At 76.2% G+C, this 17,197-nt stretch carries 11 protein-coding genes; 3 read left to right on the forward strand and 8 right to left on the reverse strand.

What is annotated here, in order from left to right:
* Positions 1-6: 6 nt before the first annotated feature.
* From FHS88_RS07495 to FHS88_RS07530, 8 genes are all read right to left on the reverse strand, one after another.
* Positions 7-963, reverse strand: a complete 957-nt coding sequence (locus tag FHS88_RS07495) for a tripartite tricarboxylate transporter substrate binding protein (RefSeq protein WP_184483132.1) — start codon at positions 961-963, stop codon at positions 7-9.
* Complete coding sequence (locus tag FHS88_RS07500; protein ID WP_184483134.1) at positions 960-1,973, reverse strand: NAD-dependent epimerase/dehydratase family protein; 1,014 nt, start codon at positions 1,971-1,973, stop codon at positions 960-962. Before FHS88_RS07500 ends, FHS88_RS07495 begins: the two co-directional genes overlap by 4 nt.
* 75 nt (positions 1,974-2,048) lie before the next feature.
* Positions 2,049-2,984: a tripartite tricarboxylate transporter substrate-binding protein gene (locus tag FHS88_RS07505; RefSeq protein ID WP_184483136.1), complete on the reverse strand. Its 936-nt coding sequence runs from the start codon at positions 2,982-2,984 to the stop codon at positions 2,049-2,051.
* 16 nt (positions 2,985-3,000) lie between these two features.
* Positions 3,001-4,185 carry an acyl-CoA dehydrogenase family protein gene (locus FHS88_RS07510; RefSeq protein WP_338146459.1) on the reverse strand — a complete coding sequence of 395 codons (1,185 nt, stop codon included), beginning with the start codon at positions 4,183-4,185 and terminating at the stop codon, positions 3,001-3,003.
* 50 nt (positions 4,186-4,235) lie between these two features.
* On the reverse strand, positions 4,236-4,859 hold the full coding sequence (locus FHS88_RS07515; RefSeq protein ID WP_184483138.1) for a phosphohydrolase: 624 nt from the start codon (positions 4,857-4,859) through the stop codon (positions 4,236-4,238).
* Between the two features lie 11 nt (positions 4,860-4,870).
* A complete protein-coding gene (locus tag FHS88_RS07520; RefSeq protein WP_184483140.1) occupies positions 4,871-5,866 on the reverse strand; it encodes an asparaginase in 996 nt (331 codons plus the stop codon).
* Positions 5,863-6,567 (reverse strand): cysteine hydrolase, encoded by a 705-nt coding sequence (locus tag FHS88_RS07525; RefSeq protein WP_184483142.1) that lies wholly within the window; start codon positions 6,565-6,567, stop codon positions 5,863-5,865. Before FHS88_RS07525 ends, FHS88_RS07520 begins: the two co-directional genes overlap by 4 nt.
* Positions 6,568-6,666: 99 nt before the next feature.
* A complete protein-coding gene (locus FHS88_RS07530; RefSeq protein WP_184483144.1) occupies positions 6,667-7,095 on the reverse strand; it encodes a hotdog fold thioesterase in 429 nt (142 codons plus the stop codon).
* 230 nt (positions 7,096-7,325) lie between these two features.
* Between FHS88_RS07530 and FHS88_RS07535 the strand changes: the two genes are divergently transcribed.
* The 3 genes from FHS88_RS07535 to FHS88_RS07545 are packed head-to-tail and all read left to right on the forward strand — an operon-like array spanning position 7,326 to position 17,138.
* Positions 7,326-8,621, forward strand: coding sequence for a glycosyltransferase (locus FHS88_RS07535; protein ID WP_184483146.1), 1,296 nt, complete (start codon positions 7,326-7,328; stop codon positions 8,619-8,621).
* Positions 8,622-8,652: 31 nt separating this feature from the next.
* Complete coding sequence (locus FHS88_RS07540) at positions 8,653-15,828, forward strand: type I polyketide synthase (protein WP_184483148.1); 7,176 nt, start codon at positions 8,653-8,655, stop codon at positions 15,826-15,828.
* Positions 15,825-17,138, forward strand: a complete 1,314-nt coding sequence (locus FHS88_RS07545; protein ID WP_184483150.1) for an aminotransferase class I/II-fold pyridoxal phosphate-dependent enzyme — start codon at positions 15,825-15,827, stop codon at positions 17,136-17,138. Before FHS88_RS07540 ends, FHS88_RS07545 begins: the two co-directional genes overlap by 4 nt.
* The last annotated feature ends 59 nt before the right edge of the window (positions 17,139-17,197 follow it).

Here is a 17,197-nt window from a genome sequence, read left to right on the forward strand (position 1 = left end):
CCGCGCCTAGCGCTGCGACCAGGGCGTGCGCTGCCAGAGCTCGCGGTAGCGGTCCTGCAGCCCGGCGAGGCGCGTGAACCAGGCCGCACCTTCCTCGTAGCGCGGTTCGGTGAAGCGGCCGCGCATCACGCGGACGAATTCCGGGTCCTGGATGACATCGGCCATCGCCTCGCGCAGGCGCTGAAGGATGGCGGGCGGCGTGCCGGCGGGGGCGACGAGGCCGCGCTCGGAGGCCATCTCCACGGGATGCCCGAGTTCCTTGAGCGTCGGCACGTCGGGGCGGAAGGGGCTGCGCTCGGCCCCCGCCATGGCGAGCGTCCGCAGCTTCTCCCGGTTGGCCGAGACGGGGCCGAGGTTGAGGCCCGTCGAATCCACCTGCCGGGCGAGCACCGCCGCACGCAGCTGCGGGTCGCCCTGGAACACCACATGCACGAAGCGGGTGCCGGTATGCGCCTGCAGCAGCACGAGTTGCAGGTGATCGTCCGTGCCCGTGCCGGGCGAGGCATAGGTGATGGTCTCCGGCCGCGCCCGGGCAGCGGCCAGCAGGTCGTCCAGCGTCTTGAAGGGGCTGTCCTCGTGCACCGTGATCGCGGTCGGGTCGGTGACCATGTTGGCGATGCCGGCGAAGTCCTCGAGCCTGAACTGCGCGCGCCGCTCGATCGGGATGGTGAGCAGGCCGGGCATGTTGGTGGTGCCGAGCACATGCCCGTCAGGCCGCGCGCGCGCCACCGAGGCGAGCGCCACCTCGCCCCCCGCGCCGGGCCGGTTCACCACCACCACCGAGCCGCCGATGCGCTTTTCCAGCAGCGGCGCGACGGCGCGCGCGTCGAGGTCGGTCGCGCCGCCGGGCACGAAGCCGACGACGATCTCGATCGGCCGCTCGGGCCAGCGCGGCTGCGCCAGCGCCGGGGCCGCGATGGTGGCGCCGGCGGCGCCGAGCAGCGTCCTTCGCGTGAGTGTCATGACGTCCTTCCCTCGTTGCTTTCGATCCAGGCCATAAGGCGGCGCAGGCCTTCCTCCATGCCGACCTGCGGCTTCCAACCGATCGCGCGGAACGCTTCCTCATGCGCGATGCGGAAGGCGCCGCCGGAGGTCAGCCGCACCTTGCCCGGCGTGTCGCCGACGAATTCGGGCTCGATGTCGGAGCCGGCGAGCTTCGTGACCATCCGCACCAGCTCGAGCGTGGTCACCGGCGCGGGGCCGGAGGTGTTCACCGCGACATCGGTCGCCTCCGCCTCGAAGGCCATGCGGTTGGCGCGGGCGAGGTCGCCGACATAGACGAAGTGCTTGGTCTCGCTGCCGTCGCCATAGACCTGCGGGCGCTCGCCGCGCTTCACCCTGTCCCAGGTCTCGATGATGTAGAGCGCATTCGCCGCGCGATAGTGCTGCCGCTCGCCATAGACGGTGGAATAGCGCAGCACCACGTAGTCGAGGCCGAAGCGCCGCTTGTAGTCGCGGCAGAGCTGCTCGCCGATGATCTTGGTCGCGCCGTAGAGGATGGCGGCCGGCGGCGCGCCCGCCGAATGGAAGGGCGTGTCCTCCACCAGCTCGCCCTTCACGCCGGGGCCGTAGCCATAGACGGCGTTGGAGGAGGCGAAGACCACCTTCCGCACCCCCGTGGCGCGCGCGGCCTCCAGCGCGTTCTGCACGCCGCGGATGTTGACGTCGAGCCCGCCCCAGGGGTCGCGGTCCATGTTCAGCGTCATGTAGGCGGCGAGCAGCAGCGCGCCCTGGCAGCCCTCCATGGCGCGCAGCAGGTCCGGCAGGCGCATCACGTCGCCGCGCACCAGGCGCAGGCGGGGGTTGTCCTTCAGATGCGCGACGGCGGCCTCGGAGCCCATCGAGAAATTGTCGAACAGCACGACTTCCGATGCGCCGGCATCGAGCAGCCCGGCGGCGGTGGCGGAGCCGACCAGGCTCGCCCCGCCCACGATGATGAACCTGTTGCCGGCAATCGGCACGGATGCGGACATGCGCGGATCTTCCCCTGGCGTTTCCCGCGCACATGATCACCCGTCCGGCCGCGCCGGCAAAGACCGGCCGGCGCGCTATTCGACGCGCGCGCCCGAGAGGCGCACCGCCTCGGCCCATTTCGCCACCTCGGCCTGCAGGAAGGCCGGGAAGGCGTCGGGGCCGATGGCCCCCGGCTCCACGCCCATGCCGCGCAGCCGCGCGGCCTGCGCTTGCACGGCGGCCAGCACCACCTCGGCCACCCGGCGCACCACGGGCATCGGCGTGCCCGCGGGGGCGAGCAGCGCCTGCCAGGCCACCGCCTCGAAGCCGGGCCAGGTCTCGGCGACGGTCGGCACCTCGGGCCAGTCGGGCAGGCGCTGGGCGGTGGACATGGCGATGGGCCGGATCGCGCCCGCGCGCGCCTGCGCCGCGCTGGGGGGCAGGTTCTCGAAGGCCGCCTGGATGCGCCCGGCGACCAGTTCCGTGATGGTCGGCGCGCTGCCGCGGAAGGGCACATGCACCGCCTGGAAGCCGGCGCGGTGCCGGATGAGTTCCATCACGAGGTGCGGCAGCGTGCCGATGCCCGCGCTGCCGTAGCTCACGCCCTGCGGCTGCGCCCGCGCCCAGGCCAGGAAGCCCGGGAAGTCGCGCACCGGCACCGCGGGATGGACGCTGAGAAGGTTGGGCACCAGCCCGATCACGCAGACCGGGACGAAGTCGCGCAGGATGTCGAAGGGCAGGCGGGGATAGAGCGTGGCATTGGCCGCATGGGCCGCCGCCGCGGTCAGCCAGACCGAACCGTCGGCCGGCGCGCGCGCCACGTATTCCGCGCCGATGTTGCCGCCCGCGCCGGGGCGGTTCTCGACCACCACGGTGCCACCCAGCGCCTCGGTCAGCGCCTGAGCGGCGAAGCGCGAGAGCAGGTCGGAGGCGCCGCCCGGCGTATAGGGGCTGACGATGCGCATCTGCTGCGGCTGCGCCCGCGCCAGCGCGGGCAGCGCGAGACCGGCGAGGAGAAGGCGTCGGCGCATGGTCAACCTCCCGTGCTCAGGTGGTGTCGGCGGCCTCGCGCAGCATGGAGCGGCCGATCAGCAGGCGCTGGATGTCCGAGGCGCCCTCGAAGATGCGGAACAGGCGCGCGTCGCGGAAGAACTGCTCGACGACGGTGCCGCGCATGTAGCCCGCCCCGCCATGGAGCTGCACCGCGCGGTCCGCGACGCGGCCGAGCATCTCGGAGGCGAAGAGCTTGCAGCAGGCGATGTCGGCGATGATGCCGCCCTGCGCCTCTCCCGCCGCGTCGAAGGCGCGCGCGGTCTCGAGGATCATGCTGCGCGCGGCCAGCAGCTCGGCGCGGGCATCGGCCAGATGCGCCTGCACGAGCTGGAACTCGGCCAGCGCCTGGCCGAACTGCCGGCGCGCCTTCACATGCGCGAGGCTCTCCTCGATCAGCCGCTGCGCCTGGCCCACGCAGGTGACGGCGACATGCAGCCGGGCATGGTTGATGCCGCGCATGGCGGTCTTGAAGCCGCCGCCCTCCCGCCCGCCGATCAGGTTGGCGGCGGGGATGCGGACATCGTCGAAGAACACCTCGCTGGTGGCAGAGCCGTCCTGGCCCATCTTGCGGTCGGCCGGGCCGCAGGCGAGGCCCGGGCTGCCGGCCGGCACGATGAAGGCCGAGATGCCCGCGGCGTCGCGCGTGCCGGCGGCGGTGCGCGCCATGACGATGAACACATCCGCCTGGCGGGCGTTGGTGATGTAGCGCTTGGTGCCGTTGATGACGTACGCCTCGCCCTCGCGCCGCGCCGTCGTGCGCAGCCCGCCGGCGTCGCTGCCGGCCTCGGGCTCGGTCAGGGCGAAGGCGGCGGTGCAGGCGCCAGAGGCCATGCGCGGCAGCCATTCGCGCCGCTGCGCCTCGGTGCCGTTGTAGAGGATGGGCTGGCTGCCGAGCCCGATGGTGGTCGAGAAGCGCGCGCGATAGACCGCCGAGGCGCGCGTCACCTCGAACATCACCCGCACCTGCTGTTCCATGCTCAGGCCGAGCCCGCCATGGGCGGTCGGGATCGAGATGCCGAACAGGCCGATGGCGCGCAGCCGGTCGGTCAGGTCCTCGGGCAGGGTCTCCTGGCCCTCGAGCCGGGGCTCGGCGGGGATCAGCACCTCGCGCACCAGGCGGCGCACCGAGTCGAGATAGGATTCGAACTCCGCCGCCGACGGCGTCAGCACGTCGTCCACCCGCCGCCTCCTCCCTTTCCGGCGACGCTAGGTGCGCGGTCGCGGCGCTGTCAATCGCGCTCGGCGCGCGCCTGGAGCGAGGTCAGTTCATCGAGGAAGCGCTGCGCCGCCACGTCCGGCGCCCAGGGCATCCAGGGCCGCTCGCCATAACGCACAGCAAGGGGATCCTTCTCCAGCACGGCGGCGCGGATGCCGAGCGTCTCGCGCACCTCCTGCGCCGTCCAGCCGACGACATGCACCGCCTCGGCCGCCGCCACCGCGACATCGGCCGCCTTGTGTGCGCGCTTCTCCTCGGCGGTCCAGGGCGGCAGGCGGTAGCGCGCGGCGACGACCGCGAGCAGCCGCGCCTGCAGCTCCGCGAAGGCAGGGCCGAGGAAGGGCTTGAGCGGCGAGATGCAGTCGAAATTGATCAGGCCTTCGTCGGCGTCGTGCAGCAGTTCGCGCAGTTCCTGCGCTGGCGTCAGGCGATGGCGCGTGCGCGCGCGGCGCAGCGCGAGCACCGCGAGCGAATGCTGCGCGACCGAGAGCGGCTCAGGCCAGGCGGAATGCCCGCCCCAGCGGAAGGTGCGCGCGAGCCCCGTCGCGAGGTCGGCATCGGTCCAGTCGAGCGGCGTCGGCGCCAGCAGGTCGAGCCTCCGCCCCGAGGGCAGCCGCACCCAGGCGCGCTCAGCCATGCCGCGCGGCCCTAGTAGGTGGCAAACACGCGCTCCAGGTCGGTGATGCCGTGCGCGAGCGCGGGCGCGAGCAGCACGCGCGCCTTCTGCGGCGTCAGGTTGTCGGCGGTGACGAAGCCGAGCGCGGCGTTCTTCGTGGTGCGCGCCGCCCGCCCCGACCCGGCGCGCGAGGAGGTCACCACCGCCACCCCCTGCTTCACCGCCGCCGCCATCGCCTCCGACATCGCCGGCGTCACGTAGCCCGGCGCGAAGCCGGCGACGACGATGCCCTTCGCCCCGGCGGCGACGAAGGCCTCGATCGCCGCGCCATCGGCCCCGGCATAGGCATAGGCGATGTCCACCCGCGGCAGCGCCTCCATCCCGCGCATGTCGAACTCGGTGTCGGGCGCCATGCGGCGCAGCGGGCGGCGATACCAGGCGATGGCATCCGCATCGGCATGGCCGAGGCAGCCGAAATCCGGCGTGCGGAAGGTCTGCAGCCGCAGGGTCGAGGTCTTGGTCACCTCGCGCGCCGCCTGGATCTCGTCGTTCAGCAGCACCAGCGCGCCGAGGCCGCGCGCGCCCGGATCGGCCGCCACGCGGCAGGCATTGAGCAGGTTCATCGGCCCGTCGGCGGCCAGCGCCGAGGCCGGCCGCTGCGCGCCCACCACCACCACCGGCAGCGCGACCTTCAGCGTGAGGGAGAGGAAATAGGCCGTCTCCTCCAGCGTCGCCGTGCCATGGGTGACGACGATGCCGGCGAGGTCGGGATGCTCGCCCGCCAGACGGTCGCAGATCAGCAGCAATTCCTTCCACTCGGGCCAGGCGAGCGCGGTGGAGGGGATGGCGCGGAAGGGCACCGGGACCACCTCCGCCACCTCCGCCAGTTCCGGCACGCGCGCGAGCACGCCATGCACGTCGAGAACCCGCCCCGCCGCGCCGTAGTCGATCAGTTCGAGCGGCCCGCGGCCCATGGAGGAGATGGTGCCGCCCGTCCCGATGACGGCCACCTTCGGCTTGCCGCTCATGCCGCCTGCCGCCCCGCCGCGCCCGCGCGCAGCCTTTCGATCACGTGCCCGCTCGTCATGACATCGCCGAAGATGTTCCAGAAGGCGGCGAGCGAGGCGTTGTGCTCGGCGTCCGTGTTCGCCGCGTTGCAGTCCGCGACCATGACGGCGCGGAAATCGAGCATCATCGCATCGCGTGCGCTGCTCTCGCAGCACACATTGGTCACCGTGCCGCCGATCAGCACCGTGTCGAAGCCGCGCGCGCGCAGCCTTTCCGCGAGGTCGGAGGATCCCTGGATGAAGGCGCTGAAGCGGCGCTTGAGCACGCGCTCATCCTCCGCCCGCACATCGAGACCCGGCCACAGCGCATGGCCGGGCGCGCCCTCGCTCATCGCCGCGACGCGGCGCGCGCGGGCCTCGGGCGTTGCCATGCGCTGCATCACCGACCACTCCGTGTCGCAGGATTCGTCATGCGTGTTCTGCACCCAGAACACGCCCCCGCCGGTCTCGCGCACCGCCGCGGCGAGCCGGTTCACCGCGGGCACGATGCGCTCGGCCATCGGGCAATAGGCATGGCTGATCGCGGGGTCCATGAAGCCGACCTGGAGGTCGATCACGACGAAGGCGGTCCGCTCCGGCACCAGCTCCTCGAAGGGATGGGCGCGGCCGCAGCGCGCGATCACGCGCTCCACGATCTCGGGCGGGATGGAGAGGGGGTGCATCAGGGCGGTCTCCTCGGCGGCTGGCGATGGCGCCGGCGACGCTCCGCGTTTCCTCGGCCGCGAGGCTAGCGGCGGCCCCGGGGGGCGGCAACCCGGCGCTCAGCCGCGCGGCTCGACCACCGCCGTGGTCAGGCGCGAGACGCAGGCGAGCCGCCCGTCGGAGCGGCGGATCTCGGTCTGCCAGACCTGGGTGGTGCGGCCGAGATGCAGCGGCCGGCAGGTCGCCGTCACCACCTCGCCCTTCGGCACGCCGGCCATGTGGTTGGCGTTGATCTCGAGCCCGACGGCGCGGCGCCCCTCCTCGAGCGTCAGGGTGCTCGCCATGCTGCCGATCGTCTCGGCGAGCACGACGGAGGCGCCGCCATGCAGGATGCCGAAGGGCTGCACATGGCGCTCGTCCACCGGCATCTCGGCGCGGATGAAGTCCTCGCCCACCTCGATGATGCGGATGCCGAACAGGCCGGGCAGGCTGCCCTCGAACCGCGCCTGCATCTCCGCCGCATCGGCGCGGCGCTTCCAGATGGCCATGGTCCTTCACGTCTCCGTCAGCGGTCCGGCCGATCCTGGCGCGGAAGCCCCGGCGCGGCCAGGGCCGGCACACGACGGTTGACGATGCCCCGCCCGCGCGGGATAGGAGCGCCACCCGCGGATGCCGCCCCGGGGCCGCGTCATGCGCCCCCGGGGATCGCGGCGAAGAGCCGTCGCCCGGGTGCGGACCGCGGATCCACCAGCCTGAGCGGAGGAGGCGAGCAGCAGCCGTGCACGTGGTCCTGGACGTGTCCCGGTTCCTCGCCTGCGCGCGCCGTCGCGCGCCATCGGGCATCGACCGCGTCGAGGCCGCCTATGTCGCCCGATGGCTCGCCGCGCCGGCCGCTTCCGTGACCTTCTGCGCCCGCGCGCCCTGGGGCGGCTATGCCGCCGTGCCGCGCGGCATGGTGGCCGATGCGGCCGCCGCGCTGGCCGCCGCCTGGGCCGGCGGGACCGGGGCCGAGGCCGCGCGCCGCGCCGCGCTGCGCATCGGCCGGCTGTCCGACCTCCGCCTCGCCGTCGGCCGCGGCCGGCAGCGGCTGCGCGAGGTGCTGGCGCGCGAAGGCCGCGCGCTGTTCCTGCTCGTCTCGCACCGGCTGATGGAAAGGCCCGAGCCGATCGCGGCACTTCGCGCCGCGGGCGCGGCCTTCGTCCCGCTCGTCCACGACCTGATCCCGGTGACGCATCCCGAATACGCGCGTCCCGGCGTGGCGATGCAGCACCTGCGGCGGCTCGACACCGTGGCCTCCATGGCCGATGGCGTGATCGTGAACTCGGCCGCGACGGCCGCGGTGCTGCGCCCGCATCTCGTCGCGCAGGACGGCGCGCCGCCGCTCGTCGTCGCGCCCCTCGGCATCGAGCTCGCCGATGCGCCGGCGGGCCGCCGTCCCCTGCCCACCGATCCCTACTTCGTCGCCATCGGCACCATCGAGCCGCGCAAGAACCACCTGCTGCTGCTCCATCTCTGGCGCGACTTCGCCGCGCGCTGGGGGCCCGCGGCGCCGCGCCTGGTGCTGGTCGGCCGCCGCGGGTGGGAGAACGAGAACGTCGTGGACCTGCTCGAACGCTGCGCCCTGCTGCGCGGCCTCGTCACCGAGGCCGGCGCGCTGCCGGATGCGGATGTCGCGGCACTGCTGCGCGGCGCCCGCGCGCTGCTCTTCCCCTCCTTCGCCGAGGGCTACGGCCTGCCGCTCGCCGAGGCGCTGGCCTGCGGCACGCCCGCCATCTGCTCGGACCTGCCGGCGCTGCGCGAGGTCGGCGGCCAGGTGCCGGAATACCTCGACCCGGTGGATGGCGCGGGCTGGCGGCGGATGATCCTCGACTACGCCGCGCCGGAGAGCCGCAACCGCGCCGCGCAGATCGCGCGCCTGCGCGGCTGGTCCGCGCCGCGCTGGGATGCGCATTTCGCGGCGGTGGACGGGCTGCTGGCCAGGGTCGCCGCGCGCCACCGCGCCGCAGCGCCCGCCGAGAACCCGCCCCTCTCCGCCGCGGCCGTCCTGGCCGATGCGCGGGAGGGCCTGCGCTGATGCGCCGGCAGGCCGGGGGCGCCGAACGCCGATGCGCCTGAAGCCCGGCCCGCGCCGCGGCGCCGAGGCCCCGCTCGCCATCGTCGGTGCGGCCTGCCGCCTGCCCGGCGCGCCCGACCTCGACGCCTTCCGCCGGCTGCTCGAGGAAGGCGGCGACGCCGTCGGCACCGTCCCCGCCGAGCGCTTCGACCAGGCGCGCTGGCTGCATCCGCGCCGCGGCGAGCCGGGCCGCAGCTACACCTTCGCCGCCGGCACCATCGGCGACGCCGCCGGCTTCGACCCCCAGGCCTTCGGCCTCTCCCCGCGCGAGGCGGCGGAGATGGACCCGCAGCAGCGCCTGCTGCTCGAAGTCGCCGCCCATGCCTTCGAGGATGCCGGCTGGCCCGCCGACCGCCTCGCCGGCCGCGCCGTCGCCGTCTTCGTCGGCGGCTCCTCGACCGATTACGCGGAGCTGCGCCTCGAGGACCCGGCGGCGGGCGACCGCTACTTCATGACCGGCAACGCGCTTTCGATCCTCGCCAACCGCATCGGCAACGTCTTCGACCTGCGGGGCGCGGCGCAGACGGTGGACACGGCCTGCTCCTCCTCCCTCGTCGCGCTGCACCTCGCCGCACGCGCGCTGCAGGACGACCCCGGGCTGGAGGCGGCGGTGGTGGGCGGCGTGAACATGCTGCTCTCGCCCTTCGCCTTCCTCGGCTTCTCGCGCGCGGGGATGCTCTCGCCCACCGGCCGCTGCCGCGCCTTCGCCGCGGCGGCGGACGGCTATGTGCGGGCCGAGGGCGCGGGGGTGGTGGTGCTCAGGCGCCTGGCCGACGCGCGCGCCGCGGGCGATCGGGTGCGCGCGCTGCTGCTCGGCTCGGGCGTGAACGCGGCGGGGCGGACGATCGGCCTCTCGCTCCCCGACCGCGAGGCGCAGGCGGCGCTGATCGCGCGCGTCATCGCCCGCGCCGGCGTCGCGCCCGACCGCTTCCTCGCCTTCGAGGCGCATGGCACCGGCACCCGCGTGGGCGACCCGGCCGAGGCCTGGGCGATCGGCACCGCCATCGCGCAGGCGCGCGCCGCGCCGCTGCCCATCGGCTCGGTCAAGACCAATGTCGGGCATCTCGAGCCCGCCTCCGGCATGGCCGGGCTGCTCAAGGCGATGCTGATGCTCGAGACCGGCGCCGTCCCGGCCTCGCTGCATTGCGCCGAGCCCAATCCCGAGATCGACTTCGCCGGGCTGAACCTGCAGGTGCCGTCGCGCCTGTTGCCGGTGGCGGCCGGCGCGGATGCGGTGGTGGGCGTCAATTCCTTCGGCTTCGGCGGCACCAATGCGACGGCGCTGCTCGGCCGCGCCCCGCCCGCGCGTGCGGCCCCCGCCGCGCGCGGCCGCGCCATGCCGCCGCTCGTGCTCTCGGCGCGGTCCGAGGCGGGGCTGCGCCTGCTCGCCGCGCGCTGGCGCGAAAGGCTGCGCGGCACGGGCGCGGAGGAGGCCGCGGCACTCGCCCGCGGCGTCGCGCGGCACCGCACGCTCGCGCAGCACCGGCTCGTGCTGCGCGGGGCCGATGGCAATGCGCTCGCCACCGCCATCGCCTCCTGGGAGGGCGGCGGCGCGGGGGGCGAGGCCGGCATCGCGGCGCATGGCGGGCTCGCCTTCGTCTTCTCCGGCAACGGCGCCCAGCACGAGGGCATGGCGCGCGAGGCGCTGCGCCGCTCCGCGCCTTTCCGCCGCGCCCTCGCCGAGGCCGATGCCGTGCTCGCGCCGCTGGCCGGCTTCTCGCCGCTCGCGCTGCTGCGCCGCGGCGTCGGGGCCGATGAACTGGCCGGCACCGACATCGCCCAGCCGCTGCTCTTCGCCGTGCAGGTCGGCATCGTCGGCGCGCTCGCCGCGCAGGGCATCCGTCCCGCGCTGGTGCTCGGCCATTCGGTGGGGGAGGTGGCGGCGGCCTGGTGCGCGGGCGTGCTCCCGCTCGATGAGGCGGCGCGGCTGATCGTCGCCCGCTCCCGCCACCAGCACCGGACCAGGGGCGCAGGCCGCATGGCGGCGATCGGCTGCGCGCCGGAGGCCGCCGCCCCGCTGCTCGAAGCCTGCGGGCCGGGGCTCGAGATCGCCGCGTTCAACGGGCCGGCCGCGATCACCGTCGCCGGGCCGGCCGAGGCGGTGGCGCGCCTCTGCGCGGCGGCCGAGGGTGCGCGCATCCCCGCCGTGCCGCTCGACCTCGACTACGCCTTCCACGCCGCGGCGATGGAGCCGGTGCGCGAGGGGCTGCTTGCCGACCTCGCGGCGCTGGCGCCGCGGCCGGGCGGCATCCCGTTGGTGTCCAGCGTGACCGGCGCGGTGCTGCCGGGGGAGGCGGCCGGCCCGGAATACTGGTGGCGGAACCTCCGCGAACCCGTCCGCTTCCGCGACGCGGCGCGGGAGGCCGGGCGGCTCGGCGCCCGGGTCTTCCTCGAGATCGGCCCCGCCCCCGTGCTGCAATCCTACCTGCGCGAGAGCCTGCGCGAGGACGGCGCCGAGGCCGCCATCCTGCCCAGCCTGACGCGCCGCGACCCGGCCGGCGACCCCTTCCCCGCCATCGCCGACCGCGCCGTCGCACGCGGTGCCGACCCGCGCGGCGCCCCGGCCTTCCAGGGCCGCGCCGAGCGCGCCGGCCTGCCGCGCACCCCCTTCGCGCGCCGCCGCATCTGGTTCGGGCGCTCGAACGAGGCGGTGCCGCTCGTCAGCCCGCCGCGCGACCACCCGCTGCTCGGCGCGCGCAGCACCGAGGAGCCCGTCGCCTGGTCAGCGTGGCTCGACACCGACATCGCGCCCTGGCTCGCCGACCACCGCCTGTTCGGCGAGGCGGTGCTGCCGGCCGCGGCGATGGCGGAGATGGCGCTCGCCGCCGCCGCCGCCCGCCACCCCGAGGCGGCGGCGCTGGAGGTGACGGATCTCGACATCCTCCGCGCCATCTCCTTCGAGGCCGGGCGGGCGCGCAGCCTGCGCGCGAGCCTTGCCGGCGACGGCGCCTTCGTCCTCGAAAGCCGGCGGCGCCTCGCCGAGGAGCCCTGGGCGCTCGCCGCCCGGGGCCGCGCCGCCGCGCTGCCGCGCCTGCCCGCCGCACCGCCGCCCATGCCCGCGGATGGGCGCCGCATGGGCGGGGCGGAGGTCGTGGCGCTCGCCGCCCGCGCCGGCCTCGACTACGGGCCCGCCTTCCGCCCGGTGCGGGAGGTGACGCTCGGCGCGGAGGGGGCGCGGGTCAGCCTCGCCCTGCCCGGCGAGGCCCCGCCCGCCGAGGGGTTCCACCTCCATCCCGTGCTGCTCGACGGCGCCCTGCAGGGGCTGGTGGCGCTGCTGGCCGGGCGGGCGGAGGGGCAGTCCCTGGTGCCGGTGCGCATCGGCCGGCTGGCCTGGCGGCGCGGCGCGGGCCAGCCCGTGATCGCGGAGATCCGCCCGACCCGCCGTGGCGAGCGCTTCCTCGCCGCCGATCTCGTACTGCGCGATGCCGCCGGTGCCGCCGTCGCCATCGGCTCCGATGTCTGGCTGCAGCGCGTCCCGCTGCCCGGGCGGCAGAAGGCGGAGGCGCATGCCTTCCGCCTCGATCCCCTGCCCGCGGCACCGCTGCCGGCCGAGCCCGCGCCGCTGCCCCTCGAGGCGGCGCTCGCGGCCCTGCGCGCCGCCGATGCCGCGGCCAGCCTCGCGGAACCGGCGCTGCTGCTGGAAGGCTTCGCCGCCGCCGCCGCGCTCGCCGCCCTGCCTGCCGCCCCGCCGCTCGCCACGCCCTATCGCCGCGCGCTGTGGCAGGAGCTGGCGGATTCCGGCCTCGCCGAGGAGACCGCCGCCGGCTGGCGCGTCGCCGAGGATGCCGCCCTGCCGCCCGCGTCCGAAATCTGGCGCGAGGTGCTGGCCGAACAGCCCGGCCTCGCGCTCGACCTCGCCTGGATCGCCGAAGCCGCCGAGCGCCTGCCCGCCGCGCTCGCGGGCGAGGCCTGCCCCGCCCCGCCACCCCCGCCCGAGAGCGGCGGCTTCGCCCGCCTCGCCGCCGTGCTCGAAGCGGCCATCGCCGCGCTTGCGGCCGCCTGGCCCGAGGGGCGGCTGCTGCGCGTGCTCGATCTCTCGGGCGGCGGCCCGCTGACCCGGCGCGCGGTCGCCACCCTCGCCGCGAGTGGCCGCCATGTCGCGTATCGCGCGGCGGGCGAGGCCCGGCCCGGCGCCGCCCCGCCCGCCGCCGAGCGCATCGCCTTCGCCTTCACGGGCCCGGACCCGCTCGCCGCCGGGGCGGTGCCGGAACCGGCGGATCTCGTGATCGGCCTCGGCGCGGCGGCGCGGGGGCGGTCGGGCACGGCGCTCGCGGCGGCGCTGCGCCCGGCCTGCGCGCCGGGGGCGGTGCTGCTGCTCGCCGAGCCCGCGCCCGGCCGGCTGTGGGATTTCGCCTGCGGCCAGGACCCCGCCTGGTGGGAGGGCGGCGAAGCCGCGCTGCCCGGCGCTGCCGCCTGGCGCGCCGCGCTCGCCGCCGCGGGGTTCGAGACGCCGGAGGCGCTGCCCCTTGCCGCCGCGCCCTGGCCCGCCCTGCTGCTCGCCGCGCGCGCCCCGGCGGTGGCGCTGCCCCGCCCGGCGGCGCGGCGGCGCTTCCTGCTCCTCGCCGAGCCGGGCTGCGCGCGCCTCGCCGCCCTGCTGGAGGCCGCGCTGCGGGCGGAGGGCCACGAGGCCGCGCGCGGCGGTGCGGATCCCCCCTCCCCGCGCGCGATGCGCGGCGCCGGCTTGGTGCTGCTCGCCGATGGCGCGGGCGGGCTCGCCGGGAGCCTCGCCGCCGCCACCGCGCTCGCCCGCGCCGCCGAGGGCGCGGCCGAGGGCCTCGTCCTGGTCGGCGCCGGCGGCGCGGCGCCGGCGGCCGCGCTGGCCGGCCTCGGCCGCGTGCTCGCGAACGAGGCGCCGGGGCTGCGGACGCGCCGCATCACCCTCGCCGCCGGCCTCGCGCCCGAGGCCGCCGCGCGCCGCCTCGCCGCCGAGCTCGCCGGGGATGCGCCGGAGGTCACGCTCGGCCCGGATGGCCGGCGCGTGCCGGCGCTGCTGCCGGGCCTGCCGGCGCCGCGGGGCGGCCCGCGCCGGCTCGTCACCGGCCAGCCGGGGCAGATCGGCAGCCTCGGCTGGACCGGGCTCTCCGGCCTGCCCGCGCCCGGCCCGGGCGAGGTGCGGCTGCGCGTCACCGCCGCCGGGCTCAATTTCCGCGACCTCCTGTGGGCCCAGGGCCTGCTGCCGGAGGAGGCGCTGCTCGACGGCTTCGCCGGCCCCGGCCTCGGCATGGAATGCGCAGGCGTGGTCGAGGAGGCCGGCCCCGGCGTCGCGCTGCGCCCCGGCCAGGCGGTGTTCGGCTTCGCCCCGGCGGCCCTTGCCACCCATGCGCTGACGCGCGCCGAGGCCCTCGTTCCCCTGCCCCCGGGCCTCGCGCCCGAGGCCGCAGCGACCATCCCGGTCGCCTTCCTGACCGCCGCCTATGCGCTGGAGACGCTCGCGCGCATCCGCCCCGGCGAGCGGGTGCTGATCCATGGCGGGGCGGGCGGCGTGGGGCTCGCCGCCCTGCAGGTCGCGCGCGCGGCGGGGGCGCGGGTCGCGGCCACTGCCGGGAGCGAGGCGAAGCGCGCCTTCCTCCGCCTCGCCGGCGCGGAGCTCGTGCTCGACAGCCGCGACGCCGGCTTCGCTGACGCGCTGCGCGCCGCCTGGCCCGGGGGCGTGGAGGTGGTGCTGAATTCGCTCGCGGGCGAGGCGATGGAGCGCAGCCTCGGCCTGCTCGCGCCCTTCGGGCGGTTCGTCGAGCTGGGCAAGCGCGACTTCGTGGAGAACCGCCGCGCGCCGCTGCGCCCCTTGCGGCGCAACGCCTCGTATTTCGCGGTGGATGCGGATGCGCTGCCGCGCGCGAAGCCGGACCTCGCCCAGGCGCTGCTGGCCGACCTCGCCGCGCGGCTCGCCGAGGGCGCGCTGCTGCCGCTGCCGCACGCCGTCTTCGCCGCCGAGGAGGCCGAGACCGCCTTCCGCACGCTGCAGGCCTCGGGCCATATCGGCAAGCTCGTCATCCGCCCGCCCGCGGACGCGCAGGCAGCGCCCGAGGCCTGGAGGCCCGATCCCGGCGGGACCTATCTCGTGGTGGGCGGCACCCAGGGCTTCGGCCTGGAATGCGCGAAGTGGCTCGCGGCGGAGGGCGCGGCGCATCTCGTGCTGGTCTCGCGCCGCGGCGGCGAGGCGCCGGGGGCGGAGGCGGCGCTGCGCACCCTCGCCGCCCTCGGCGCGCGCACCCGCATCCACGCGTGCGACGCGGCGGAGGAGGACGCGCTCGCCGCCCTGCTCGCGCGGCTGCGGCGCGAGGGCCCGCCCCTCCGCGGCGTCGTCCACGCCGCCGCCGCCTATGCCGACGGCGCGGCATCGGGAATGGACGCCGCGCGCTTCGCCGCCGCGCTCGGGCCGAAACTCGCCGCGGCCGAGGCGCTCGACCGGCTCACCGCGGAAGACCCGCTGCATCTCTTCCTGCTCTTCTCCTCGGCCACCACGGCCTTCGGCAATCCGGGCCAGGCCAACTACGTCGCGGCCAATGCGGCGATCGAGGCGATCGCGCGGCGGCGCCACGCCGAAGGGCGCCCGGCGCTCGCGGTGGGATGGGGGCCGATCGCCGATGCCGGCCTGCTCGCGCGCGAGGCCGCGACCGCCGAGGCGCTGGAACGCCGCACCGGCGTCGCGCCCATGCCGGCGGCCGAGGCGCTCGCCGCCCTGCCCGCGCTGCTCGCGGCGGGCGTTCCGGTGGTGCATCTCGCGCGCATCGGCTGGGCGCAGCTGACCGCCGGCCTGCCCATCCTCGCCGAGCCCGCCTATGCCGCGGTGCGCACCGCGCGGCAGGACGGCGCCGAGGGCGCGGAACTGCGCGCCGCCCTGCGCGCCCTGCCGCCGCACGAGGCGCGGGCGCGGCTGACGCGGCTGGCGCAGGAGGAGGCCGGGCGGATCCTCCGCCTGCCGGCCGATGCCGTCCCGGCCGAGGCGCCGGTCGCCGGGCTCGGCCTCGATTCCCTCGGCGGGCTCGAACTGCGCATGGCGCTGGAACGCCGGCTCGGCGTGCAGGTGCCGCTCGCGGCGGTGACGGAGGACCTCACCCTTGCCATCCTCGCCGCGCGCATCGCAGGCGTGGTGCTGGAGGAGCGCGAGGAGCAGGCCCTGGAGGTGCTGATGCAGGCCTATGAACCGGCCGCGGAGCCGGCGGGGTGACGCAGGGCTTCGGCCTTTCCGCCGCGGCCCGGCTCGCGCTGCTGCGCCGCCTCGCGCAGCGGAAGGAGGACCGCGCGCCGCCCGAGGCCGCCGCGCGCGCCTTCCGCGAACTGCCCGGCCAGCGCGACATGGATCTCATCCGCGAGGCGGCGGGCGCGCTCGGCCTCGAGAACCCCTTCTTCCGCGCCCATGAGGGCATCGCCGGCGCCACCACGGTGATCGGCGGGCGGGAGGTGCTGAATTTCGGCTCCTACGACTATCTCGGCCTGAACGGCGACCCGCGCGTCATCGCCGCGGCCGAGGCGGCGCTGCGCCGCCATGGCGTCTCGGCCTCCGCCTCGCGCATGGTCTCCGGCGAGCGGCCCGTCCATGCCGCGCTGGAGGCGGCGATCGCCGCGCATTACGGGGTGGATGCGGCGCTCGCCTTCGTCTCGGGCCATGCAACCAACGTCACCGTGCTCGGCCACCTGATGGGGCCGCGCGACCTCATCCTGCACGACGCCGCGATCCACAATTCCTGCGCCGAGGGGGCGCGCCTGTCCGGCGCGCGGCGCATCGCCTTCCCCCACAACGACTGGCAGGCGGCGGAGCGGGAACTCGCCGCCCATCGCCGCGGCGCGCGCCGCGCGCTCATCGTCATCGAGGGCCACTACTCGATGGACGGCGACATCCCGGACCTGCCGCGCTTCATCGCCATCGCCCGCCGCCACGATGCCTGGCTGATGGTGGACGAGGCGCATGCGATGGGCGTCCTCGGCCCCACGGGGCGCGGCATCCACGAACATTGGGGCGTGGATGCGCGCGAGGTGGACATCTGGATGGGCACGCTGTCCAAGGCGCTGTGCGGCTGCGGCGGCATCATCGCGGGCAATGCGGACCTCATCGCCTGGCTGCGCCATTCCGCCCCGGGCTTCGTCTATTCGGTCGGCATGCCCCCCGCGCTCGCCGCCGCCTCGGCCGAGGCACTGCGCATCCTGCATGCCGAGCCGGAGCGCGTGCACCGCCTGCGGCAGAATGCCTCGCTGTTCCTGCGGCTGGCGAAGGAGGCGGGGCTCGATACGGGCGCCTCGGCGGGGCTCGCGATCGTGCCGGTGATCGTCGGCTCCTCGGTCGCCGCCGCGCGTCTTTCGCAGGCGCTGTTCGAGCGCGGCGTCAACGTGCAGCCCATCCTCTACCCGGCGGTGCCGGACTCCTCGGCCCGGCTGCGCTTCTTCCTCTCCGCCGCGCATGAGGAGGGGCAGATCCGCGCCGCCGTCGCAGCACTCGCCGAGGCCGTGGCCGGCGCGCGCGCCGCGGAGGCCGCAGGCTGAGCGCGCCGCGGCTCCGCATCGCGCTGCTGACGCTGGAAAGCACCGCCAGCGCCGCCGCC

The sequence above is a fragment of the Neoroseomonas alkaliterrae genome (genome assembly GCF_014199195.1).
Lineage (GTDB): Bacteria > Pseudomonadota > Alphaproteobacteria > Acetobacterales > Acetobacteraceae > Neoroseomonas > Neoroseomonas alkaliterrae.

Bases quoted from the DNA above. Each gene is read 5' to 3' on its own strand.
- FHS88_RS07495 (WP_184483132.1), bottom strand. From the start codon at position 963: ATGACACTCACGCGAAGGACGCTGCTCGGCGCCGCCGGCGCCACCATC.
- FHS88_RS07500 (WP_184483134.1), bottom strand. From the start codon at position 1,973: ATGTCCGCATCCGTGCCGATTGCCGGCAACAGGTTCATCATCGTGGGC.
- FHS88_RS07505 (WP_184483136.1), bottom strand. From the start codon at position 2,984: ATGCGCCGACGCCTTCTCCTCGCCGGTCTCGCGCTGCCCGCGCTGGCG.
- FHS88_RS07515 (WP_184483138.1), bottom strand. From the start codon at position 4,859: ATGGCTGAGCGCGCCTGGGTGCGGCTGCCCTCGGGGCGGAGGCTCGAC.
- FHS88_RS07520 (WP_184483140.1), bottom strand. From the start codon at position 5,866: ATGAGCGGCAAGCCGAAGGTGGCCGTCATCGGGACGGGCGGCACCATC.
- FHS88_RS07525 (WP_184483142.1), bottom strand. From the start codon at position 6,567: ATGCACCCCCTCTCCATCCCGCCCGAGATCGTGGAGCGCGTGATCGCG.
- FHS88_RS07530 (WP_184483144.1), bottom strand. From the start codon at position 7,095: ATGGCCATCTGGAAGCGCCGCGCCGATGCGGCGGAGATGCAGGCGCGG.
- FHS88_RS07540 (WP_184483148.1), top strand. From the start codon at position 8,653: ATGCGCCTGAAGCCCGGCCCGCGCCGCGGCGCCGAGGCCCCGCTCGCC.